General features: G+C 45.0%; 20 protein-coding genes and 1 riboswitch. Of the genes, 16 read left to right on the top strand and 4 right to left on the bottom strand.

The window, feature by feature from the left end:
* Positions 1–129 precede the first annotated feature (129 nt).
* The gene (gene yjeH, locus R8269_RS01490) at positions 130–1,392 is read left to right on the top strand and encodes an L-methionine/branched-chain amino acid transporter (RefSeq protein WP_042522677.1); all 1,263 of its coding nucleotides are present in this window, start codon (positions 130–132) and stop codon (positions 1,390–1,392) included.
* Here yjeH and R8269_RS01485 read toward each other — a convergent pair whose 3' ends face one another.
* Positions 1,393–2,838, bottom strand: a complete 1,446-nt coding sequence (locus R8269_RS01485) for a PLP-dependent aminotransferase family protein (RefSeq protein WP_053307231.1) — start codon at positions 2,836–2,838, stop codon at positions 1,393–1,395.
* Between the two features lie 100 nt (positions 2,839–2,938).
* On the opposite strand from R8269_RS01485, the gene R8269_RS01480 reads away from it, so the two are divergent.
* Entirely contained in the window at positions 2,939–3,595 is a 657-nt protein-coding gene (locus R8269_RS01480) for a pyridoxamine 5'-phosphate oxidase family protein (protein WP_167416153.1), read from the top strand.
* On the opposite strand, the gene R8269_RS01475 is transcribed toward R8269_RS01480, so the two are convergent.
* Entirely contained in the window at positions 3,576–4,898 is a 1,323-nt protein-coding gene (locus R8269_RS01475; RefSeq protein WP_053307230.1) for an ATP-binding protein, read from the bottom strand. The two genes, R8269_RS01480 and R8269_RS01475, sit on opposite strands and share 20 nt — an antisense overlap.
* Before the next feature lie 3 nt (positions 4,899–4,901).
* The gene (locus R8269_RS01470) at positions 4,902–5,594 is read right to left on the bottom strand and encodes a response regulator transcription factor (protein WP_005373624.1); all 693 of its coding nucleotides are present in this window, start codon (positions 5,592–5,594) and stop codon (positions 4,902–4,904) included.
* A 366-nt stretch (positions 5,595–5,960) separates the two neighbouring features.
* Here R8269_RS01470 and R8269_RS01465 point away from each other — a divergent pair, with 366 nt between their 5' ends.
* Positions 5,961–7,502, top strand: coding sequence for a hypothetical protein (locus R8269_RS01465; protein WP_213907771.1), 1,542 nt, complete (start codon positions 5,961–5,963; stop codon positions 7,500–7,502).
* A gap of 12 nt (positions 7,503–7,514) precedes the next feature.
* Positions 7,515–8,204: a hypothetical protein gene (locus R8269_RS01460; RefSeq protein WP_186585458.1), complete on the top strand. Its 690-nt coding sequence runs from the start codon at positions 7,515–7,517 to the stop codon at positions 8,202–8,204.
* An 86-nt stretch (positions 8,205–8,290) separates the two neighbouring features.
* Here R8269_RS01460 and R8269_RS01455 read toward each other — a convergent pair whose 3' ends face one another.
* Positions 8,291–9,292 (bottom strand): AraC family transcriptional regulator, encoded by a 1,002-nt coding sequence (locus R8269_RS01455; RefSeq protein WP_005373633.1) that lies wholly within the window; start codon positions 9,290–9,292, stop codon positions 8,291–8,293.
* A gap of 107 nt (positions 9,293–9,399) precedes the next feature.
* Here R8269_RS01455 and R8269_RS01450 point away from each other — a divergent pair, with 107 nt between their 5' ends.
* From R8269_RS01450 to R8269_RS01395, 12 genes are all read left to right on the top strand, one after another.
* The gene (locus R8269_RS01450; protein WP_017635162.1) at positions 9,400–9,726 is read left to right on the top strand and encodes an MFS transporter; all 327 of its coding nucleotides are present in this window, start codon (positions 9,400–9,402) and stop codon (positions 9,724–9,726) included.
* A complete protein-coding gene (locus R8269_RS01445) occupies positions 9,726–10,949 on the top strand; it encodes an HlyD family secretion protein (RefSeq protein ID WP_318222435.1) in 1,224 nt (407 codons plus the stop codon). Before R8269_RS01450 ends, R8269_RS01445 begins: the two co-directional genes overlap by 1 nt.
* Positions 10,950–11,050: 101 nt before the next feature.
* Positions 11,051–12,373 carry an ABC1 kinase family protein gene (locus R8269_RS01440; RefSeq protein ID WP_258477210.1) on the top strand — a complete coding sequence of 441 codons (1,323 nt, stop codon included), beginning with the start codon at positions 11,051–11,053 and terminating at the stop codon, positions 12,371–12,373.
* A 112-nt stretch (positions 12,374–12,485) separates the two neighbouring features.
* On the top strand, positions 12,486–13,832 hold the full coding sequence (locus R8269_RS01435; protein ID WP_213870048.1) for a magnesium transporter: 1,347 nt from the start codon (positions 12,486–12,488) through the stop codon (positions 13,830–13,832).
* Positions 13,833–14,636: 804 nt separating this feature from the next.
* Positions 14,637–15,875: a cytosine permease gene (codB, locus tag R8269_RS01430; RefSeq protein WP_213906749.1), complete on the top strand. Its 1,239-nt coding sequence runs from the start codon at positions 14,637–14,639 to the stop codon at positions 15,873–15,875.
* A 9-nt stretch (positions 15,876–15,884) separates the two neighbouring features.
* Positions 15,885–17,162 (top strand): cytosine deaminase, encoded by a 1,278-nt coding sequence (locus R8269_RS01425; RefSeq protein WP_213906748.1) that lies wholly within the window; start codon positions 15,885–15,887, stop codon positions 17,160–17,162.
* A gap of 248 nt (positions 17,163–17,410) precedes the next feature.
* Positions 17,411–18,049 carry an HD domain-containing protein gene (locus tag R8269_RS01420; protein ID WP_017819864.1) on the top strand — a complete coding sequence of 213 codons (639 nt, stop codon included), beginning with the start codon at positions 17,411–17,413 and terminating at the stop codon, positions 18,047–18,049.
* Positions 18,050–18,808 (top strand): helix-turn-helix domain-containing protein, encoded by a 759-nt coding sequence (locus tag R8269_RS01415; RefSeq protein ID WP_213906686.1) that lies wholly within the window; start codon positions 18,050–18,052, stop codon positions 18,806–18,808.
* Positions 18,809–18,954: 146 nt separating this feature from the next.
* Positions 18,955–20,808, top strand: coding sequence for an MFS transporter (locus R8269_RS01410; protein ID WP_193837919.1), 1,854 nt, complete (start codon positions 18,955–18,957; stop codon positions 20,806–20,808).
* A gap of 117 nt (positions 20,809–20,925) precedes the next feature.
* The gene (locus R8269_RS01405) at positions 20,926–21,543 is read left to right on the top strand and encodes a hypothetical protein (protein WP_005373653.1); all 618 of its coding nucleotides are present in this window, start codon (positions 20,926–20,928) and stop codon (positions 21,541–21,543) included.
* A 104-nt stretch (positions 21,544–21,647) separates the two neighbouring features.
* Positions 21,648–21,788: riboswitch (FMN riboswitch) on the top strand.
* Between the two features lie 113 nt (positions 21,789–21,901).
* Positions 21,902–22,558: a 3,4-dihydroxy-2-butanone-4-phosphate synthase gene (gene ribB / locus R8269_RS01400; RefSeq protein ID WP_213906687.1), complete on the top strand. Its 657-nt coding sequence runs from the start codon at positions 21,902–21,904 to the stop codon at positions 22,556–22,558.
* Positions 22,559–22,663: 105 nt separating this feature from the next.
* A complete protein-coding gene (locus R8269_RS01395; protein WP_033906358.1) occupies positions 22,664–23,209 on the top strand; it encodes a glutathione peroxidase in 546 nt (181 codons plus the stop codon).

Raw genomic sequence — 23,209 nt, 5'->3', positions numbered from 1 at the left:
CATTGAAATCAAATTCCCACCTTATACACTCAACACATAAATAGCATCGCTTAAACACATAAAACGAAATAATCAGAAGCTACAAGCTTTTTCGTAATAAGCCTCATAACATTGGATGAATCAATTCGCATGGAAGAGCTCAAAAAAGACATTTCACTCACATCAGGTATCGCACAGTTATCCACCACATTAATGGGAACGGGGCTGTTTATGATCCCGGCTATCGCAGCAGGTATAGCTGGCTATTTTTCACTATGGGCTTGGATTTTATTGTTCATCGCGATTTGTCCTATTGCGCTGACTTTTGCTCAACTGGGTAAACGATACCCCAACGCGGGCGGAACAGCCTTTTTTGTACGCAAAGCCTTTAACGCCAAGCTGGAAAGTAGTGTCGCTTGGCTATTTGTTAGTGTCATTCCGGTAGGGGTTCCGGCCGCGATTGCACTCGCCGCAGGCTTTCTACAACAAATATTGCCAGAGCCTATTAGCAACAATCTGTTTGCACAAGTTCTCACGGTAGTACTTCTTGTGTTCGTCAACTTGATGGGCACAAAATCATCAGGTCATTTACAAACTCTTATTGCTTTGAGTGTCTTCGCACTTGTTGGCGCATTTTTATGGAAAGGCGACGTTAACAGCGCCGATCTTGTGATGCCCGCCATCACACAAGAGTCAATTTGGCCTATTACCGCAGCGTTAGGCGTGATGTTCTGGTGTTTTGTTGGCATAGAGGCTTTTGCCCATATGGGGGAAGAGTTCAAAAACCCTCAAAGAGATTTCCCTATTGCCATTGTGGTCGGTTGTTTTGTAGCAGGGGCTACCTATTGGGCATGCTCTGTCGTTATTTTAAAATTTGGCGCGTATGGTAACGCTCAATTTGATAACGCATCCATCCCCTGGCTTAGTGCCCAACTACTAGGCGATGGAGCCAAATGGATAATCAGCTTGATAGGTTTCTCCGCTTGTTTCGCGAGCGTTAACTTATACACACAGAGCCTAGCGCGAATGGTCTGGGCTCAAGCTCGGGAACATCGTCCTTCTAGTCCACTAGCCAAGATTTCGCGTCGTGGTGTCCCTTTCTCAGCCACCATATTAGTTGGCGGTATATTATTGATATCTTGTGTGATCGGAACCCTATCACAGCTCGATCTGGAGTTTTTCCTAAAACTCGCAAACAGTGTATTCGTTCTGGTTTACATGTTGGCGATGTTAGCCGCTTTCAAATTGCTTCGAGGATTTGGTAAAACACTTGCGGGACTGTCCCTACTGCTTTGTACCGGTGTTTTTATATGTTTAGGCTGGTCAATGTTTTATGCACTTGGCATTTTTACTCTACTTTTACTGCCTTGGAAACAGTGGCGACATAAGCGACAAACACGTGTAGTTGAATAGTCATCGCTTCCCATTTCGAAATATGTGAGCTAAACGTTGGATACCAGCGTCTATGTTCTCTAACGCGATATTGCCGTAACCAAGCACGGCACCATGCCAGTGACGTGCTTGAAAATCTGGGTGTTCATAATAGCTCAAAGGTCGCAAGATGATCCCTTCATGCTCTGCTAGTTTTATAAAACGCTGCTCATCCATACCGTCTTGCCATTTCAACGTAACATGAAGCCCCGCCGCTTGGCTAACGACGCAAACACGGTCGCCAAAATGCTGTTGAATGGATACATGCATCTGTTCATGCTTAGTTTTGTACAGTCGACGCATTTTTCGAATATGACGTAATAACCCACCTTCAGTAATAAAGTCTGCCAATGCTTCTTGTGTATGCGTCGGCGAATCACCACTTAACGCATCCTTAACCACTAAGCATTGCTCTACTAAACGTTCAGGAACTACAAGGTAGCCAAGCCGCAATCCGTTAAACATCACTTTACTGAAGGAACCCACATACAACACACGATCATCTCGACCCATTTGAGCTGCTAGCCCCTGTAAGCTGGTATAGGGACGATGAGCAAACTGGAATTCGCTGTCATAATCGTCTTCGATGATCCAACGTGACTGTTCGACTGCCCAGTTGATGATCTTCCCTCTTTGCTCAGTATTGAGTGTGGTGCCCATCGGATATTGATTGCTTGGGGTGATATACAGGGCATCGGCATCGCTTGTGGTCACAGCTTCCACATCAAAGCCTAGTTTCTCTCGGACGAATAAAGGCTCAAATTTATACTGCTGGAATTGAATCAACTTCCGCATTTGCGCGTAACCTGGTTGCTCCATCAGAACCTTATCACCTTGTTTGAGCACTACCATCGTCGCAATCGACAACGCTTGCTGCGCCCCAGAGGTAATAATGATGCGCTCTGGAGAACAATTCACTGAACGGCTAGATGCAAGGTAGTCAGCTAAAGCACAGCGTAATGTCCAACTGCCCTGAATATCTTGGTTCCCCAACAAGCAAGTACGAGACATATGGCGAGTGAGTAACTTTTGCCATTGCGCCATCGGAAATGCGTCCAAATCCGGTACACCCGGTGCAAATGCGCGGTTGATATCAAAGTGAGCTTTCGGTGATGAGTCTCTCTGAACTGAACTAGGTTCAGGCAAGTACTGCTCTGGCAGTTCTACGGCAACATAAAAACCAGAACCTTTTTGGCTGTTCAAGTACCCTTCCGCCACTAACTGTTCGTAGGCAGAAATCACGGTATTCCTACTTAGATTAAGCTCTTGTGAAAGCTTCCGCGTAGAAGGCAGCTTCCCATTCTTCATCCACAGTCCTTGAACAATTTTCTTGCGAATAGCAAAAAACAACGCTTGCTGGCGCGTTCCTTCACTGTCTTTTAAATGTAGGTCACCGATATCAATCAAAGACAAACTGGATCCATCCATTAGTTAAAACTGGCTCTCTTTAAGCTACCAGTTAAACGCTACATTGCAATCAAAGAATGAGAATAAATCGCTCGTAATCGTGAGCAAGCAAGGAGAGAAAATGCTATCCAACACCAATAGAACGGAAATTAAAAAAGGCGCACATAAAGCCGTCTCTGATGTTAGCAAACTGCACGCCATCATAGATGAAAGCCTAATCGCTCATATTGCGATAACCAACGAGTCAGGCCCTGTGGTCATCCCTATGCTGGCATGGCGCGTCGATGATTACGTGTATATCCATGGTGCCAACAACAGTCGACTGTTACGCTCACTCAAACAAGGAGTGCAAACGTGCTTAACCTTTACTTTGTTTGATGGTTGGGTATTGGCTCGAAGTGCGTTTCACCACAGTGCGCATTATCGCAGTGCTGTGGTCTTTGGCCAGTTTGAGGTGGTGGAAGATAACCAAGAGAAAGACAGGTTGCTGAATCACTTTATTGAACAGATCGCTCCGGGGAGAACAGAACAAGTCCGTTTGAGTAATGAAAAAGAACTCAAAGCCACCATGCTGCTGCGTATTCCACTCACAGAAGCATCGGTGAAAATCAGCAATTTTGGCGTCAACGACGATGCGGAAGACATGGACATCCCTGTTTGGGCAGGTGTCCTACCCTACCAAACCGTCGTAGGTCCGCTGCAAGCTTGTGACGATTTGTATGAAGGTATCGCAGAGCCAGACTACCGCAGTGCCTACTCTAACCGTTGGCAGGAATAAGCACCGTAAAACGTGCGCCGCCTAAGTAACTCTCGCCGACAGAAAGCTCCCACCCCAGTTGCCGCGCTGCACTGGTAGCGATGGCAAGCCCTAAACCAAAGCCTTTCATGTCGGCGTTGCGGCTTTTGTCTAAGCGCGAAAATGGCATAAATACTTCTTCTCGCATCGCCTCAGGGATGCCCGGACCATCGTCCTCAATATCGATGCTCCAGCAATCCGCTACCGTTCGAATCGTCACCTCAACGCAGGATTCACCGTAACGCTTGGCGTTTTGCAGTAAATTATCGAGGACGAGGTTACCCAAAGTAGGCTGAAAGTGAATCAATTGGTTCGCGAGTTCATTTTCTGCTCTCAACATGGCGGACTCTAAGCCTAGGTAATTCATGCGGCTTTTACACCAAAGTGGCAGTTCCATGGTTTCAACAGAATCGATCCATGAGTGGTTTTTCACACTCAAGCGAGACAGCATGACGATGTCGGATGTTAAATCCGTCACTACATCAACGTATCGTTCAATATCGTCATGTAACTCTGCCTGCATTTCACCACTCGTGCGTCGAGCTAAATCCGTCGCTAGCTGAATACGACTCAGCGGAGTGCGCACTTCATGAGGAATAGCTTGAGTAAAGATGTGTGTTTGGCGCACTCGTCTCTCAATCTCTTCAGACATGCAGTTGAAGCCTTGGGCGAGCTCTTTCACGGGTTGCGAAAATTGCTTTAGATCGACTCGCGTATTCAACTCACCAGAACCAAATTGTTGTTGCGCAGCCGTTAGTTGCCGAATTTGGCGGTCAAGACGTCGTACAGGTATGTAAACCATAATGCCTAAACTGCATACAACAACCAAAAGCAGAGTAAGTATAAATACAATCTCAGAATCTTCATTCCAATCAACGTGTGGGCTAAAGAAATCCGTTTTTTCTTTGAAAACTAAACTCTTCGAAGTGTTAGGCAAAGGGAATACCGCAGCATAGGTACTGCCATCAATAAGATAAACAGGTATCCCTTGCATACGGTACAGCAGATTACAATCTCGACAAGGCGGTGATCCGTCCCAGTTTTCAACCAATGTTAAATCAAAGATAAAGAAATCTTGCTTGCCGTTTTCGGTTAACTTCTTGTAGAGAGAATCCGGAGTGCCTCGTTGCTCAATGTATTGATCGACAAAATAAGCACCGTCACTCAAAAAAACACCGACTTCTGTTTTGCGCATGTACTCTTCCCCCATAAAGAGAAACAAAGCAACAGTCAGCGCAAGGCCAGTTACTAACCCCACATATAGACGAGTAAACAGGGAAAACATGCGTCATTTACCTGTCAGCATGTAGCCGTGGTGACGTATGGTTTTAATGGTAGCCGTATGGATATGAGCCTTAGAGAATTTCTTCCTTAGTGAGGATATACGCATATCAATCGAACGATCAGTAATACAGTATTCAATGCCTCGGGCAAGACGGCAACATGATTCACGAGATACTGGCTTATCGACATTCAGCATCAGGAGCTCTAAAATTTCAAACTCAGAACTCGTTAAACCAATATCTTTTTGCAAATAAAATGCTTGGGAGCGACGAAGACAAAGACTAATGCCATATCGGCTCAGCTTTTCTTCTTCAACGATATCAACTTGACGACAATAGCGACGCAACGCTGCTTCAATACGGGCGAGAAGGATATTGCCTTTTATCGGTTTGGTAAGGTAATCATCAGCACCAAACTTAAATAAGCTCACCTCGCTCATTTCATCATCGGTCGCAGTCAAAACAATGATAATACCATGATAAAACTTACGCGCCTCTTGACATATTTCTGCGCCATTTTTTCCTGGTAACATCAAATCTAACAGCACTAGGTCCGGCTTGAGCCCCTTAATCGTTTCTAATGCATTTTGACCGTTATCGATGACAGTTACCGTATATCCTTCGGCTTCGAGGTACATTTTGGTTAATCGAGCAATCTCTGAGTCGTCTTCTACCAGTAAGATTGTATTACCCACCATGAATCATTTACTCCACCAATATGATGGAGGGAGTATATCGCTCGTCCTATACTGCGCAACCTACTTAAATGATAATTTTAATAAAACGCAGGCTTACATACGCTTACAAACCATACATATACGATAATCCTAATCATTCTATACCCCTAAAGCCATGCAATAACCTGAGGTTTTATTCATTATCAGAATATAGCTTCACATAGAAAATAAAATTCGGAATAAAAATCCACTATATTTTTAAATATATCGAATAATAGGTCTTACCAAAAAATAATATCAACATATATGACTTAGTTTGCTTATATAGACAGGACTTTATGTTGCTTCTAAGTTTCTTGCTCTAATAAAGTCTACGAGTAACATGAAATGAGATATTCCAAATTAACACCTTTAGCCATATTCTGCGCGATAAGTCTAACTGCTTGTGGCGGCAGTGAATCTAATCCGAAACCATCGAAAACAACACCTCCACCACCACCAATGCCAACATTGAGCACTGTCACAATCCCAACTGTCGTTTCTACAGAGTTTCCAGCCAAGTTAAAAGTGGCTGCTGATTCGGGCTTCACCCACTATGTGAAAATCTCCCTTTCCGAAGCAAACAACAACGATACATTTCACATTGTGGCTGTTGATGACGGTGCGAATAATGAAAAAATCTTTCGTGCAGCCAAAATCATCCAACACCTTCTCACAAACCAACCAGACTCTAAGTACGGTGCTGACAAGTCTCGTATCGCTAAGACATTAGCCGAGCGTGATGCCACACTAATGCTGACCGAAAACGACGAACAGAATGATGAGATGTTAACCAAAATCTTTATCAACGAACTGATTCGCCAAGACAAATTGAACGATGCAGTTGCAAACTCGGGCTTAGCACACTCTTTTGATACGAGTTCTCTAGAAAAGTTTGTTGTAAGCATGATGGTACTTAGCGAAGATGATATGGATACACTTGTCACATCTATCGCGTCAACATTAGTAACTAGTAAAGAAACACCAAACTGGCTAAGGAATAGCCAATCTTTAATGTATCGAGAACTGACAGTTGAAGGCGATTGCCATTACATGAGTAATTTTGCCGATTACTGCGCCAATCTTGGCAAAAAAGCCGAACGAGACGCCGCTTTTGAAGAAATTTTACACTTGGTCCAAGCGCAAGGTATTGCACCTAACACGGAGACTGCGGCACTGCAAAATGACATTCAAGCTCATGCGTTAACAATCTATAACGATATTAAATCGGGCAAACCGACGGTGTGGCGCCCTACTCAGTATGACTGGGACGATTGGAAATCGGACGACTTCGATCCTGAAAGTGTTAAACAAACGGGCCCTTCATATTCTCACGAATATTTTGCTGCCGCTTTTGAAGCTTACATGGGTGTAGCAAAAGCAAACGGACATGGTTTAGATGGCTACCAAGCGTTAACGCGTGAAGAAATGCAAACCCAAGATCCACAAGCCGTTGATTGGATCAGTGGCTTATTCCACGGATACTTGCAATATACCGCGAATATCGACTCTGCGGGCGTCAAGCTCTACACAGAAAAGACAAATCCAGGCACAGTACCTACCTTCCGTATGGCTCCCAACAAAGACGGTTTGATAGAAGCGTACACCTACAAATCTCAGTGGTTAACAAAAGTGAAGATCATTGGCGACGACGCGATGAATGTGATCGGTAATGATCAAAACAATACTTTTGAAGGCAACAGCAAAGACAACAGCATTTATGGTGAAGGCGGTATCAACACCTATATCGTGCCACACAAACTGGCGGAATGTACTGTTATCAAAGCAAAGAGCGTTTCTGTTGAGTGCCCAAATACAGGCACTGACGAGTTGTACGACATTCAGAACATCCAATTCACCGACCAAACCCTAGATGTAACCAAGCTATAAACAATGAAAAACATGAAGAAACTTATTTTATTCGCTCCCTTGCTCCTTGTTGGTTGTGGTGGCCTAGCCGTCATGGATCGTACTGATGCCGTAAAAGCACAACCAGAAATGCTGATCAAAACCGACGGTGATTTTTGGGGATTCGGTGCGGATGGCCATTTTGATTTTGCTGGTAAGTACAAAGGCAAGTATTCACGCAGTGCTTCTAACTCAAGTTGGTTTAACCGTATCTCTTTCAAAGAAGGTTCAATGGGCGCAGAAGTGACTCGTATCGACAGCGGGGAAACTTGGCTTTTGAACTGCACTGGAGGCGGTATGTCGGTTAACTACATGGGCGTCGATTTTGGTGGGAATGATCCTTACACCTGTGACATTACTCAAGATGGTAAAAAAGTCGGTGAGTTTGCGATGGAGCCAAAATCCGCTCTCATCGACATCAGCTTTGAGAAAAAAGAGACAGGCGTAGTGCGTATTGGTAGCACCCAATTTAATGTAAAAACTGTACATACTAGTCCTGACGCCATGATGGCGGTAGACATTCCATTGGGTTATAGCTTTAAGGAAGGCACACAAGAAATTGCCGCTGTGCAGACGAACGGTACCATTGCGGTACAGATGCTCCCTGAACTTAGCGAACAAAAAAAGGATGTAATTGCCATCGGCGCTGTTGCAAGTGCACTAAGTTGGCGTCCTAAGAAATAGCCACCACATAAAACGACACAAAAAAATAACAAAGCCCTCAACTTTGAGGGCTTTTATTGCTTGTACTCATAGAGATAAGTGGAGCACTACTTCTCTAATCTTCCCGTATACTGCTTGGGCGTTAATCCACGATGTTTCTTAAACATACGATTGAAGCTCGCCACATTGGTGTAACCAAGGCGCGTGGCAATGTCATCAATACTCACGCGCTTACTCAACAAACCAGCTGCAATATTACTCAATACATAGCCAGAAACCGTCGAAAAATTGAGCCCTAATTTATGCAAACGACGTTGAAACTGCTGTTCAGATAAATCAAGCAGAGAAGACACGCGCTCTAACGTTGGCAATCCATAATGGCTGCTGTAGTTCACTACTTCATAAATCACTTTCAACTCGTCTTCTGGATCGGGCATATTAAGCAAATCATCCAAGTCGGAAAAACTCATCGCTAGACGGCTGTCTTCTCGATGGCTCACTTGGCGGGAGGCTAATCGGTCATCTCCCGGGATCCATATCTCTGTTTTTGGCTGACTCCATTCCACCTCGCAGCCGAAATATTCCCGGTATCGCTCAGTATTTTTTCTCGAGCCTGAAACCTTGACACGTAAAGGCTGGTAATCTTTGCCAAGAAATTCGCGTAACACCTTAATCATAAATACCGCACAGCGGATACTATCGTGCACCTTTACTGACGTTTCTATAAACGGGTTGTGGTAAGTCCATTTGATGATTTTACCCGACTGTTCGCCAGCAAAAAACGCCCCTGATTGTAGATTGCTCACACCATAATTCACTCGCCGAATGGTACTGGCTAAATCATTGCCGGAGAATAACCAGCGTCCCACTGGCCCTAGCTTTTGCAGTTCAATACCCCGGCTGAGACTCAACACCACATCCGGGTCAGCACTGGCTTGTTCAACACAACGATACCATTCCGCAACGGCTTTTAGCGGGATCAGTGTCATTGGGTTACGAAACACCGATACTGGGATTCCTAACTCATCCGAGTCCAAATTGTATTTAGATAACGCGAGGTTATGCATGTTTAGAATGCCCATCGCGCGAATAAACCGAACCGTTTTCATAACCAATTACATCAAATTTAATCCTATAGTGATTGAATCTGTCACAAAGAAAGCCGCAAATCAAATTCAGATCACAATACGCCAACAGTTTGATAGAGGAGTGTTTAATGAGTTTACTGAGTGTCCCATTTGTCGGTACAGGCGCAGATACGGCGTTACATGTTGTCGCTGCTGTCGTTTTAATTGCGAGTGTCGCGGGCGCGTGTTACGGCTTTTGGAAAATCCATGAATTGCCTATCAATAAAGCACACAGCAAAGACCATCATCAGATAGGGCTCATCACTGCGCTGACCTGGATAGGGTTTGTCTGGCACTGGGTTTGGGTGCTAGCCGTGATCTTTGCATTTGTTGATATGGAAAAAGCCATCATCAATCTGCGTGATACATGGAAAAGTAAACCGCAAACAGAAACACAGCCAAAAGAGGAAGCATAATGTTAGAAGGTTTAGCGGTATGGGCTCTCTTCATCTATCTGCTGCGTTTGGTTGGCATGCCTTGGAACAAAGCAACCAAATCGTTCGCTTATCTTGGCGGTTTGAGTTGGCTGATGTTCGTCTGGGTAGGTTTGATTAACTTCACCCCGATGGATTTATCCGGCGGTTCTGTCGTGCAGTCACCACACATCCAATTGCGTCCAGATTCAACCAATGTAAAAGGTAAAGTTGACCACATTTACATTGAGCCGAATCAGCAAGTTAAAGAAGGTCAGCTCATTTATGAACTTGACCCAACGCAATACAAAATCGCATTAAATCAAGCGAACGTATCCGCTGATTCTGCTCGCGTTGCATTAGCTACAGCAAAAGGCGACATCGAGATTGAAGAAGCTAACCACGAAGCGCTAGTGCAAGATCTAGAAACATCAAAGAGCCAGTTGGAAGCGGCGAAAGTTGACTACAAATTGCAGAAAAAAATGCTAGATCGTTATGTTGAGCAAAACCGAGTGGTGCACAACACCATCACGGAAAGCGATATCGACAAACAATCGAGTGCGGTTGATATGGCACGTCACAACGTGTTGACCCTTGAGTCTCAAATCAAGAAGAAACAAGTCGATATTTCCCGTGCAAAACTGGCGATTCATAAAGCGGAACTTGCAGTTGAAACTAAACAAGCCGAACTGCGCCAAGCGAAAGAGCAAATTGCAAAAGCGCAATGGGATTTGAATAGCACAAAAGTTCATGCCCCAACAGATGGCTTTGTCACCAACTTTATCCTGCGTGAAGGTCAGCGTGTATCAACGATGCCGCGTATCAACATGTACACCAACGAAAAGTACGTACTAATGCGAGTGAACCACCAGGCGATTCGTAACATCAAACCGGGTCAGCCAGCGGAATTCTCTTCGTCCGTTTACCCAGGTAAGATCTTCTCAGCGACCGTCGAAGGCATTGTTGAAGCAACAGGTGAGTCACAAGGTAATCTACTGGGTTTCGATGATTCCGTACGTGTCACCACTGGAAAGAACTTACAGAACAAACACCACTTTGTTCGTCTTAAGATTGATGAGCCAGAAGGCTACGACATCCCTGTTGGCTCTGTTGGCCTCGCATGGGTCAGCGGTGAAAAACCGATAGGCTTCATGGCCTTCTTGGATGTGATTCGCGGGATCATCATCCGAATGAAGTCTCAACTGTACTTCTTCTACTCTATCTAAACTCGCAAACCGCCAGTTACGCTGGCGGTTTTCTTTTCATTTGTATCCAAACATATCCTTTTCCCGTATAACAATTAGTTAGTAAATAGCGGAGAAGATTCATGTCGGCAAAGGAAAGAAGCCTACCTACCCATCGCATCTCAAGATTCAGCAAGTTCGCTTCACTTGCTACCCGTATCGCAGGCAATGTGATTACAGAAGGCACGAAGCAGATAGCCAAAGGCAACAAACCAAAAGCGAAAGACCTCTTGCTGACGCCACAGAACATCGCGCGTTTAACTGACCAACTTGCTCACCTACGTGGCGCTGCAATGAAGCTTGGTCAAATGCTGTCAATGGATGCTGGTGATGTTTTAGAACCTGAACTTGCCGATATTCTTTCCCGTCTTCGTTCCAACGCAGACCCAATGCCTGCAAAACAACTCAACGCAGTAATGGAAAGTTCGCTAGGAACGAATTGGAAAGCTGAGTTTCTGTCATTTAACTTCAAACCAATCGCCAGTGCATCAATAGGACAAGTGCACCAAGCTTACAGCGATGCGGGCGATAACCTAGCCGTCAAAGTGCAATATCCCGGCATACGGAAAAGTATCGATAGCGACGTCGATAATGTCGGTGCACTGCTCAAGGTCGTTGGGTTGATTCCCGAGTCTGTCGACTACAAAGGATTGCTCGAAGAAGCGAAAAAGCAGCTACATGACGAGGCCGATTACGCACGAGAGGCACAATTTGCCATTCGTTATCATGACGCTTTGAAGGAGCACCCTCATTTTGTGGTGCCCAAGATTCATACTGAAAGTTGCTCAGACTCCGTTCTCGCGATGGAATTCATTGATGGCAGTCCGATTGAGCAAATCGAACATTATGATCAGAGTACGCGAGATTTTGTCATGCACAGCCTACTCGAATTACTGTTTCGAGAGCTGTTCGAATTTAAGATGGTACAAACCGACCCAAATTTCGCCAACTACTTATATATCGAAAACACTCGTCAAATCGGCTTGCTAGATTTCGGGGCCACTCGCGAGTACAACGAGCGGTTCAGCACTGGTTATCGCCAAGCTTTCGCATCTGTCGTTAACAATGACGAACAAGGCTTGAATGATGCGCTTGAACAAATAGGCTTCTTCAGCCAAACCATCCTTCCAGACCAACGCCAAGCGATTCTCGATCTAGTGAAAATGGCATGTGAACCTATGTTGGTCGATGAGCCCTATGATTTCAAAGCCAGCGGCTTAGCACAAAAGCTTCGCGAGGCTGGCACCATTCTAAGCATGGAGCAAGAATACTGGCATACTCCACCAGCAGATGCCCTATTTTTACACAGAAAAATCGGCGGAATGTACTTGCTGGCAGCCCGTATTGGCGCAAAAGTGAACATTCGCCAATTGGTACAGCCATATCTCACCATCAACAGCGAATAGCCTATTGTTTTTCTGTTACTTTCAAGTACCTTGAGCAAGGTTAAGATGCATAGTTGTGCATCTCAATAACATGCCATACTTCCATAAAACGAATTAACTATCGGGGTACTCGGTGAGCAAGTTTCAAGATCTCTCCACTCTAATCCAGCAAATTGGCCAAGCCGAAGAAGCGGATCAAGTCGCAACGCTCAATGGATCTATTGAAGCGGGCCTCGAGCCCGGCGCGGTTGCCCTGATTCTAGAAGCATTTCCAATCGACGATCGTGTTCGCTTATGGCGAGCTTTACCACTAGAGCTACATATCGACGTGTTAACGGAAATGCGTGCGGACGTACGTTTCTCTATCATCAACGCGTTATCTGAAGTCGAGCTAAAACTCACTCTCGCTAAACTCGACAACTTATCGCTCATCGAATGGGCCGATTCGTTACCAGAGTCGATCATAAACGAAGCGCTCTCGTTGATAGAAAAAGATGAGTTGGAACTTTACGATCAAGCAAACGAGTATGCTGATGAAGAACTCGGCCACTGGGCTGAACGTAAGATCATCACCCTTCCCTTCAACATTACGATTGGGACAGCTAAGCAGTTAATGGAGCGCTATAGCTACGACACGCCTCAACAGGTGTATCTGATTAATCGTAATAAACAGTATCGTGGAACGGTCAACTACTTCGATATCTTACGTGGTGACCCCGATACTCGCTTAAAAACACTCGTTATTGAGGCTGTGACGGTTCTAGACAGTAAAATGATGCTTCCTGAAGCGGTAGAGGCATTAGAACACAGCACACTGCCCGCTCTCCCTGTAACTGATGCAGACCAAACACTGATCGGTGAAGTCGATTGGCAGTTTGCATTGAGTACACAGCGTGAAATCTACGAAGCACGTTTGATGGCCGGTACAGGTATGGATGAAGGCGATGACTTGTTTGCGCCAGTATTAAAAAGCTCGCAAAAGCGCGGTGTTTGGTTAGGCATCAATTTGCTTACTGCGATTTTGGCGTCTGTCACTATCGGACTATTTGAAGATGTAATTGCGCAGGTGGTGGCTTTGGCGGTGCTCATGCCAATTGTTGCATCCATGGGGGGCATTGCTGGCAGCCAAACGCTCACTCTAATGATTCGTGCGATGGCGCTTAATCAGATCACCCCAGGTAACCGTTTCAAGCTATTGAAAAATGAGTTGGGTATTGGCTCTCTGAACGGCATTGCTTGGGCGTTAATCATCGGCGGGCTCGCCGGATTGTGGTTTCAATCTCCGGTTCTAGGTGGGACCATCGCGCTGGCCATTATCGTCAATATTATTACCGCAGCTTTATTTGGTGTGCTGATTCCCATCATTCTGGATAAGTTTAAATTGGACCCCGCTTTGGCTGGCTCGGTGATTCTAACAACAGTGACAGATGTAGTAGGTTTTTTCGCCTTTTTAGGAACGGCGAGTTTAGTCATGCTTTAAAAGGTTCATTGTTTATTAATCAATCATTAGCATAATAGAGTCAAATTGCATAACGCAGTTGCAAATTGCAAACACACTCAAACTTTAAGCAACGCATGTCACAGAAACTACGTGTTTTAGGGCATATTAAAGTTGGCACAGTAACTGCATTATATAAATCGACCCTTCTTAAGCCGAGGGTCACCTAGCCAACTGACGTTGTTAGTGAACTTGATTTTGTTCACATGTATATAAGCCAATCGCACTCTTTGCGGTTGGCTATTTTTTTATGTGGCTATTGCCCTCTTATCCTCTGACCGAGCTCGGTTGTACTTTTCTTACCCACAACAGATTGTTTACTGTTTATAAAATTCAAATATTCGCCCACTAAACCATTAGAAATGCCAGCTTCAACAAAAATAAATCACCTACATAAAATAAAACCAAGAAAACACACCCAGAAAAGAACAAATAACGTCCAAACCAAAAACCTCATCATGAAATCGTTTTCTTTTCATAGAAATCGACTGAACAATCCAGAGTTATAGATAAATTTAATCCATAAAAACAAATAGCAATTCAAAACATTCATTTCACATAGAAAACCTGTCTATAAATCATAGAAAATACGTAAAATCAAAATTTCCACCTTTAGAATTTAAAAATCAACCCATTGTTATTAAAAGAAAAAATACAAATCAAAAACAAAGCAAACGTTTAAATTGCAATTTTATCATTGACTATTAAATTTACATCACGATAATACGCGCCGTTTGCCTGAAAATCAGGTGCTATAATTTAATATTTCAATGTGCGGAGGTAATAATGGCTGGAGACAATAACTACAGTCTTGGACCAGTTCCCAACACGGCCAGAAAAGGCGTGGCGTCACTAACCATGGTGATGTTGGGACTCACTTTTTTCTCCGCAAGTATGTGGACAGGGGGTTCTCTCGGTACTGGGCTCTCCTTTAATGATTTTTTCCTCGCTGTTCTCATCGGTAACCTAATCCTCGGTATTTACACTTCTTTCCTCGGTTACATCGGCGCTTCTACTGGTCTCTCTACCCACCTTCTTGCTCGTTTCTCTTTTGGTTCTAAAGGCTCTTGGCTTCCTTCCGCTCTTCTTGGCGGTACTCAAGTTGGGTGGTTTGGAGTTGGTGTCGCGATGTTTGCGATTCCGGTGCATAAAGCAACGGGCATCGATACCAATACTTTGATCCTCGTCTCCGGTTTGCTCATGACCGCGACCGTTTACTTTGGAATCTCAGCACTGATGGTGCTGTCAGCAATCGCCGTTCCTGCCATTGCACTACTTGGCGGCTACTCTGTCATCGAGGCAGTAAATAGTGTTGGCGGTATAAGCGAACTACAACAGGTCCAACCAACCGAGTCACTCGATTTTTCAATAGCTCTCGCGATGGTTGTCGGCTCTTTTGTCAGTGCTGGTACATTAACGGCGGATTTCGTACGCTTTGGCAAAAAGCCGCGCAGCGCCGTGATGATCACCATGGTGGCATTTTTCATCGGTAACTCGTTAATGTTTATCTTTGGCGCGGCAGGTGCGTCGGTGACGGGTCAATCAGACATCTCTGAAGTGATGATCGCGCAAGGTCTTCTTATTCCAGCTATCATCGTTCTTGGCTTGAACATCTGGACGACCAACGACAACGCGCTCTACGCATCGGGTCTTGGATTTTCCAACATCACTGGCTTACCAAGTAAATACATCTCAATGGCGAACGGTCTTGTTGGCACACTTTGCGCTCTCTGGCTCTACAATAACTTTGTTGGCTGGCTGACCTTCTTATCGTTGGCAATTCCACCGATTGGCGGTGTGATCATCGCTGACTTCTTCACGAACCGTAAACGCTACGCAAACTTTGAAGCCGCCCAATTCCCAAACGTTAACTGGGCTGGCATTATCGCTGTCGTGATTGGCGTTGGTGCGGGACACTTCCTGCCTGGCGTAGTGCCGATTAACGCTGTACTTGGCGGCGCAATTAGCTTCCTGATTCTTAATACTATTCTTAACAAAAAAGCACTGGCTACACAGCCAGCGTAAGGAACCATCATGACAACACTACTGATCAAAAACGTAACGCTAAAAGGACAAGAAGGTCTGCAGCAAATTTTGATTGAAGATGGTCAATTCAAGCGCATTGAAAGCAACGATGTGGAGCTTAGTCATAACGGTGACCTCATCGATGCTGAAGGCGGTATGGCGGTTGCGCCTTTCTGCGAGCCACACATTCACTTAGATACAACTCAAACCGCAGGCGAGCCAAGCTGGAACATCTCTGGCACATTGTTTGAGGGTATTGAACGTTGGGCTGAGCGCAAAGAAATGCTGTCGATTGAAGACGTGAAAGCGCGCGCAAAACAAACCTTAAAATGGCAGATAGCAAACGGCGTACAACACGTTCGTACCCACGTCGATGTTTCAGACCCTACCCTAATTGCCCTAAAAGCGATGGTAGAAGTGCGTGAAGAGATGAAAGAATGGGTAGATATCCAAATCGTCGCCTTCCCGCAGGAAGGAATTCTCTCTTACCCAAATGGCAAAGAGCTGCTAGAAGAAGCCGTCAAATTAGGTGCGGACGTGATTGGCGCGATTCCACACTTTGAATTCACACGCGAATATGGCATTGAATCGCTGCACTACGTGTTCGAATTAGCGCAAAAATACGACCGTCTGATCGACGTGCATTGTGATGAAATCGATGACGAACAATCTCGCTTCGTTGAAACACTGGCAGCATTAGCGCACAAGTTTGATATGGGGAATAAAGTCACGGCCAGTCACACCACAGCGATGGGTTCCTACAACGGTGCATACGCATCTCGCCTGTTCCGTTTATTACGCATGTCCGGTATCAACTTCGTGGCAAATCCATTGGTGAACATTCACTTACAAGGCCGTTTTGATGATTATCCAAAACGTCGCGGCGTAACACGAGTGAAAGAGATGCTGAATGCCAACATCAACGTCTGCTTTGGACACGATGATGTATTTGACCCTTGGTACCCACTAGGCACTGCAAACATGCTGCAAGTGCTGCATATGGGTCTGCACGTGTGCCAGGTGATGGGTTACGACCAAATCAACAACTCACTGGATCTGATCAGCACCAATTCAGCACGTACACTGAACATTCAAGATAAGCACGGCATTGAAGAAGGCAAACCTGGTAGTTTACTGATTCTTCCCGCAGAAAATGGTTTTGACGCAGTACGTCGCCAAGTGCCGGTTCGTTACTCTGTCCGTCACGGTAAAGTGATTGCAGAAACACAGCCTGCGACAACTCATATTCATCTTGAACAAGCAGAGCAAGTAACGTTCAAACGCTAAAAAGATCGGCGAAAAGAAAAAGGCCTGACGACATCGTCAGGCCTTTTTTCTACTGGTAAACATCACTGCTCGCTCTGTCTATTCTTGTCTCATAAACCGCTGAACACATTGAAAGGCCATATAAAACGGCTCAGTACCAAACGTTGCACAAGGTTCTGGTGGCTGAATCTCAATTACACCATCGCACTTGGAAATTATTCTAAGCGTTGGGCATACTTCTGACTTCATTTTAGTTGTAGATATGAACCATGACGTCATTAAGCCAGATAGAACCGCAATTTTTGGAATTTATGCAGCAAGAGATGCAAGTGGATGCAGCTCATGATCTTAAACACGTAAAACGCGTGGTCAAAACAGCGAAACAGCTCTGCAAAGAAGAAAATGCAGACATCGCGATTGTATTACCGGCTGCCTATTTGCATGATTGCTTTACTTATCCGAAAGATCACCCAAATCGCAAAGAGAGCTCAATCATCGCAGCCAAAAAAGCGGTCGCATTTTTAGAGAGTATCGATTATCCGCAGCAATATCATGATGCCATTGCTCATGCGATAGAGGCACACAGCTTTAGCGCAAACATCAGGCCAAATACGTTGGAAGCCAAAATCGTCCAAGATGCCGACCGTCTGGACGCTTTAGGCGCAATTGGCGTGACGCGATGCATTCAAGTCAGCACTCAATTTAACGCGCAACTTTACAACGACAGCGATATATTTGCCGAAGAACGTGAACTTAACGATAAACAATTCACTCTGGATCACTTTCAGACCAAGTTATTCAAAATCGCTGAAACCATGAACACAGAGTCAGCAAGACGCGAAGCGCAAAAACGCAAAACCTTTATGCAAACGTACCTAGAGCAGTTACACGACGAGGTAACAGCGTAAATGTCAGAAAGCTATACGTTAATTAAAGAGCTTAAACGCCAACTAAAGTTAGCTGGGCTGCATTATGCCGATGTTGCACAACACCTTGATTTAAGTGAAGGAAGCGTCAAACGTTTACTCGCTGAAGGTCAGCACATTAGCCTTGAGCGCTTAGAACGAATTTGCCAATTGATTGGTTTAGAAATGGCGGAACTATTTAAGCTCGCGGCTGCGCACAATAAAGGTCTGGAGTCGCTAACGTTAGAGCAAGAAAAGCAGCTGGTTGACGATAAAGCCCTGCTGCTCGTGGCGATCTGTGTTGTAAATGGCTATCAGTTTGAACAAATCGTTCAGCAATACACCTTCAATGAGTTGGAACTGGTGCAAAAGCTTGCTCATTTGGATCGGCTGAACATCATCGACTTGCAGCCAAATAACAAAATTCGTTTGCGTATATCTCCGACATTTAAGTGGCAGATGGGCGGCCCTATTCAACGGTTCTTCCAACAGCAAGTTCAAGACGCCTTTTTCCAAAGCTACTTTTCTGGTGAAGATGAAAAGTTCTCCATGGCAACAGGACTGATGAGTGTACCAAGCAACAAGAAGCTACAACAGAAACTGCAAAAGGTCATCGATGAGTTTTATCAGGCTTGCCAAAGTGATAGCTCTCTCGATATGGACGAAAAACACGGCACCTCTCTGATTATTGCGATGCGTCGCTGGACGTTCCCTTTGTTTGAACCATGGGAAAGAAAACCTGCTCAGAAGTCTCGGAATTAGTAACTCAATAAACGAATGGAAATGAAAGTAACGAATTTCGTTACTTTTGGTGGCATACAACGTCACTTGAAAGAGAAAGCTGGTTTAATCGTTCATTGAGCATAAAGTGCTCCCATCTCATTCGACTTTGTTTAATCGGAGCCAGCATGTTTTTCTCAAAACGCTTTTTTCCTTACTTTGTGACGCAATGCCTTGGCGCACTCAATGACAACATCTACAAAAACGTTCTGTTATTGATGGTGACATACAGCCAAATTGATAACCTACCAATATCTGTCAATCTATTCGTTAATTTGGCGGCAGGCTTATTCATCCTACCTTTCTTTCTATTCTCAGCGCATGCTGGTGCCGTCGCTGACAGCATGGACAAAGCCAAATTAATCCGACGTCTAAAGCTCATCGAACTAGCTATCATGTCTTGCGCAGCAACCGCTATTGCCACCCAAAGTGCCATGCTGATGCTGGTTCTGCTGTTTATGACAGGCACTCAATCGGCCTATTTTGGTCCCGTGAAATACGCCTTGTTACCACAAGCGCTCAAACCAAATGAGCTTGTTAAAGGAAATGCTTGGGTTGAAATGGGCACGTTTCTTTCGATTCTTATAGGTACGCTTAGCGCAGGCCTGCTGCTAGCCATTCCTAATGGTACCTTGATTGCTTCTTGTACCGTGATTGCCTTGTCTTTGCTTGGGTTCATGAGCAGCGTGAATATTCCAACGATGCCTAGCCAATCGAATGACAAAGCGAAATTTGAACCGATTTCTGGTTTAAAGAACACGTTAAAAGTGGCAAAAAAACAGAGAGGCATCTGGATGTCTATTCTTGCCATCAGTTGGTTCTGGTTCATGGGTGCGACTTACCTAACTCAATTCCCTAACTTCGCACGCGAACATTTGTTCGCAGATAGCACTGTCGTTTCTTTACTGTTGGCATTGTTTTCGATTGGTATCGCGACAGGCTCTTGGTTGTGTGAAAAACTTTCTTTCAACCACGTTGAGCTTGGTATTTTGCCATTCGGTATCCTTGGTCTGACAGTCTTTGGCGTCGACTTGCTATGGGCAGTCCCAAGTTATCTATCACTTCCGGTGCACTTTTATGATGTGCAAAGCTTCGTTGCTGAATCAAAACATCTGCGCGTCATGATTGACCTGTTCCTTGTTGGTGTAAGCGGCGGTGTCTTTATTGTTCCTCTTTATGCGTTCATCCAATCGCGTTCAAACAAAGGGGAGTGTGCACGTGCCATTGCTGCTAACAACATCATGAATGCGTTGTTTATGGTGGTGTCTGCTTTGGTTTCGATCGTTGTACTCAGCGTACTAGAGCTTTCTATTGTGGAACTGTTTACCATGATGGCAATAAGTAATTTTTTCGTGGCGATCTATGTCTATCGCCAAGTACCGGAATTTACACAACGCTTTATCAGTTATTTACTCAGCCATTGTATGTATCGTGTGTCAGTAAAGGGGCGCCAACATATTCCTGAACAAGGTGCTGCGTTAATCGTGGCTAACCATGTTAGCTATGTCGATGCATTGATTTTGATGGGAACCTCTACTCGCCCGGTTCGTTTTGTGATGGACAAGTCCATCAGCGAGCTACCTGTTCTTAAATATGTATTCCTTCATGCCGGTGTTATCCCGATCTGTTCTCCACGTAAGTGTGCCGACACTTACCGACGAGCATTTGAGGAGATTGAACAAGCACTTTACGACGGTGAGGTTGTCTGTATCTTCCCTGAGGGTCGTTTAACGTCTAACGGTCAATTGGGTGAGTTTCGCCCTGGTGTAGAGAAAATCCTTGAACGTAACCCTGTTCCTGTCATCCCTATGGCGTTAAAAGGGCTTTGGGGTTCTTTTTTCAGCCATAAAGGCGGACATGCTCTCACAAAACGACCGACTCGTTTTTGGTCAAAAGTGGATGTTGTTATCGGTGAAGTGTTAAGTCCTGCGTCTTTAAATCGTCATCAATTGCAACAACAAGTACAGGATTTACTGGGCTGAGTCGCTTGCTACAGCAGTCAAACTTTGCAGCAAAACGTAAATATGCACCACAAAGCACAAGTAGTTTCTTGTCAATTAGAGTAGGATATCTACGACGTCATAAATCTAGGAGGTATTATGAAAATCATCATCTTACATGGTCTTTATATGCATGGGCTGGTCATGCAGCCTCTTAGCCAAAAGCTGAGAAAACTCGGATACGAAACGCAAGTACTCAGCTATAACACTGTTGCTATCGATGAGTCTTCACTGTTTGATTCTATTGATCATTCGCTTAATCCACTGACCACAAACGTGCTCGTGGGACACAGCTTGGGGGGCTTGATGATTAAGCGCTATCTCGCCAACAGAAAACCGAGCACTAACTTAATCTCTCATGTTGTCGCTATCGGTTCGCCTCTTAAAGGCGCGTCCATTGTAGGTCGAATTCAAGATCTCGGATTGGGTGCAATTTTAGGCAATTCGCCACACCACGGATTAAACAAACATGATGACGCTTGGGATTTCCCTCAAAAACTCGGCAGTATCGCAGGAACGATGCCGATTGGCGCTCGCCCATTGTTGATCCGTAATGACAACACCATGTCGGACGGTACCGTTACCGTAGAAGAGACAAGACTGGACGGTATGCAAGATCATATCGAAGTGAAGCAAACGCATACGAGCCTGATTTACAACACCTTCGTGCCGCAGCAGATTGATCACTTTATTCGCACAGATTATTTCCGTCGATAGCACACTTTTCCATCATACAGATGGAATCGACTTTCCAAGCTATTCAGTTCGCAGTACTATCCTAGCTCCACTTCTTCACAACTTGGATGAAGTGGTACATTTTTAATTGTTCTCAGGGCGGGGCGAAATTCCCCACCGGCGGTATACTTTTTCAAGTGAGCCCGCGAGCGCTCGATTCGTCGAGGTCAGCAGATCTGGTGAGATGCCAGAGCCGACGGTTATAGTCCGGATGAAAGAGAATAAGAATACACCAGCATAGCGAGTCAGATCGCTAAGAATGCTGGTGCACTTCTTTTTGATCGTATTTTACGGCGATCTCTCATACCGCCCTGATTCTGGTGAAATTTAGGAGTTAACCATGAATCAGTCATCACTACTTGCCGAATTCGGCGACCCAATTACTCGCGTTGAAAACGCACTTATCGCTTTAAAAGAAGGCCGTGGCGTACTGCTTCTTGATGATGAAGATCGCGAAAACGAAGGCGATATCATTTATTCAGTCGAGCACCTCACTAACGAGCAAATGGCATTGATGATCCGCGAATGTAGCGGCATCGTTTGTTTGTGCTTAACAGATGCTCAAGCAGACAAACTGGAACTGCCTCCAATGGTGGTAAACAACAACAGCGCAAACCAAACCGCATTTACGGTTTCTATTGAAGCGAAAGTTGGTGTAACAACGGGTGTTTCAGCAGCAGACCGCGTAACGACCATTAAAACGGCGGCAAACCCGCACGCAAAACCGGAAGATCTTGCTCGCCCGGGTCACGTATTCCCTCTGCGCGCACGTCCAGGTGGTGTAATGACTCGCCGTGGTCACACAGAAGGTACGATTGATCTGATGCAAATGGCAGGGCTTCAACCCGCTGGCGTACTGTGTGAAGTGACCAATCCAGATGGCACGATGGCAAAGGCACCGGAGATCGTAGCATTCGGTCGCCTGCACGCCATGCCGGTACTGACGATTGAAGACATGGTAATGTACCTGAACCAGTTCGAGTTGAAACTGGCATAGTCAGATCTCAGCTCTTGAAAAAAGCCGCGCATTTGTGCGGCTTTTTTGATCGATCCTCTTTGCACTTGAGTAGTTATACTTATTGAAAACAAGGGGAACAACACCATGAAAGGATTACTGAAACTCGCCGCTCTCGTTAGCTTTCTCTCCATGAATTCGCTTGCTCTTGCATCTGAGTGCCCTGATATTCTTCAAGGTAAGCAAAGGTTGTTAAACTCAACGGAAGAAGTCGATCTATGCGAAAGCTTTAAGGGAAAGACACTACTAGTCGTCAATACAGCAAGCCAGTGCGGCTTCACTCCTCAGTTCGAACAGTTAGAAACCCTCTATCAAACTTACAAAGACCAAAACTTCACCGTTATCGGTTTCCCGAGCAATGACTTTCGACAAGATAGAGGAAGCGAAACAAACACTGCGAAAGTCTGTTATCTCGATTACGGGGTAACCTTTCCAATGATGGCTCGCTCTTCAGTATTAGGTGTAGATGCGAACCCAGTCTTCAACCAAATTACTAACCAAGCAGGCATAAAACCAAAATGGAACTTCTACAAGTTTCTGATTAGCTCTGAAGGTAAAGTTATTGCTACTTTTCCAAGCTCCACATCACCGACAAGTACTACGCTTACCAATATGATAGAGCAACAATTGTAA

It is taken from the genome of Vibrio sp. Vb0667 (genome assembly GCF_033391095.1).
Note: the sequence above shows the minus strand (reverse complement) of the source record. Positions and strands in the feature narration are given on the sequence as shown.

Coding starts and splice junctions, on each gene's coding strand:
- R8269_RS01440 (WP_258477210.1), top strand. CDS start 11,051: ATGTCGGCAAAGGAAAGAAGCCTACCTACCCATCGCATCTCAAGATTC.
- R8269_RS01460 (WP_186585458.1), top strand. CDS start 7,515: ATGAAGAAACTTATTTTATTCGCTCCCTTGCTCCTTGTTGGTTGTGGT.
- R8269_RS01465 (WP_213907771.1), top strand. CDS start 5,961: ATGAGATATTCCAAATTAACACCTTTAGCCATATTCTGCGCGATAAGT.
- R8269_RS01395 (WP_033906358.1), top strand. CDS start 22,664: ATGAAAGGATTACTGAAACTCGCCGCTCTCGTTAGCTTTCTCTCCATG.
- R8269_RS01425 (WP_213906748.1), top strand. CDS start 15,885: ATGACAACACTACTGATCAAAAACGTAACGCTAAAAGGACAAGAAGGT.
- R8269_RS01475 (WP_053307230.1), bottom strand. CDS start 4,898: ATGTTTTCCCTGTTTACTCGTCTATATGTGGGGTTAGTAACTGGCCTT.
- R8269_RS01455 (WP_005373633.1), bottom strand. CDS start 9,292: ATGAAAACGGTTCGGTTTATTCGCGCGATGGGCATTCTAAACATGCAT.
- ribB (WP_213906687.1), top strand. CDS start 21,902: ATGAATCAGTCATCACTACTTGCCGAATTCGGCGACCCAATTACTCGC.
- codB (WP_213906749.1), top strand. CDS start 14,637: ATGGCTGGAGACAATAACTACAGTCTTGGACCAGTTCCCAACACGGCC.
- R8269_RS01485 (WP_053307231.1), bottom strand. CDS start 2,838: ATGGATGGATCCAGTTTGTCTTTGATTGATATCGGTGACCTACATTTA.
- R8269_RS01450 (WP_017635162.1), top strand. CDS start 9,400: ATGAGTTTACTGAGTGTCCCATTTGTCGGTACAGGCGCAGATACGGCG.
- R8269_RS01405 (WP_005373653.1), top strand. CDS start 20,926: ATGAAAATCATCATCTTACATGGTCTTTATATGCATGGGCTGGTCATG.
- R8269_RS01480 (WP_167416153.1), top strand. CDS start 2,939: ATGCTATCCAACACCAATAGAACGGAAATTAAAAAAGGCGCACATAAA.
- yjeH (WP_042522677.1), top strand. CDS start 130: ATGGAAGAGCTCAAAAAAGACATTTCACTCACATCAGGTATCGCACAG.
- R8269_RS01420 (WP_017819864.1), top strand. CDS start 17,411: ATGACGTCATTAAGCCAGATAGAACCGCAATTTTTGGAATTTATGCAG.
- R8269_RS01415 (WP_213906686.1), top strand. CDS start 18,050: ATGTCAGAAAGCTATACGTTAATTAAAGAGCTTAAACGCCAACTAAAG.
- R8269_RS01470 (WP_005373624.1), bottom strand. CDS start 5,594: ATGGTGGGTAATACAATCTTACTGGTAGAAGACGACTCAGAGATTGCT.
- R8269_RS01445 (WP_318222435.1), top strand. CDS start 9,726: ATGTTAGAAGGTTTAGCGGTATGGGCTCTCTTCATCTATCTGCTGCGT.
- R8269_RS01410 (WP_193837919.1), top strand. CDS start 18,955: ATGTTTTTCTCAAAACGCTTTTTTCCTTACTTTGTGACGCAATGCCTT.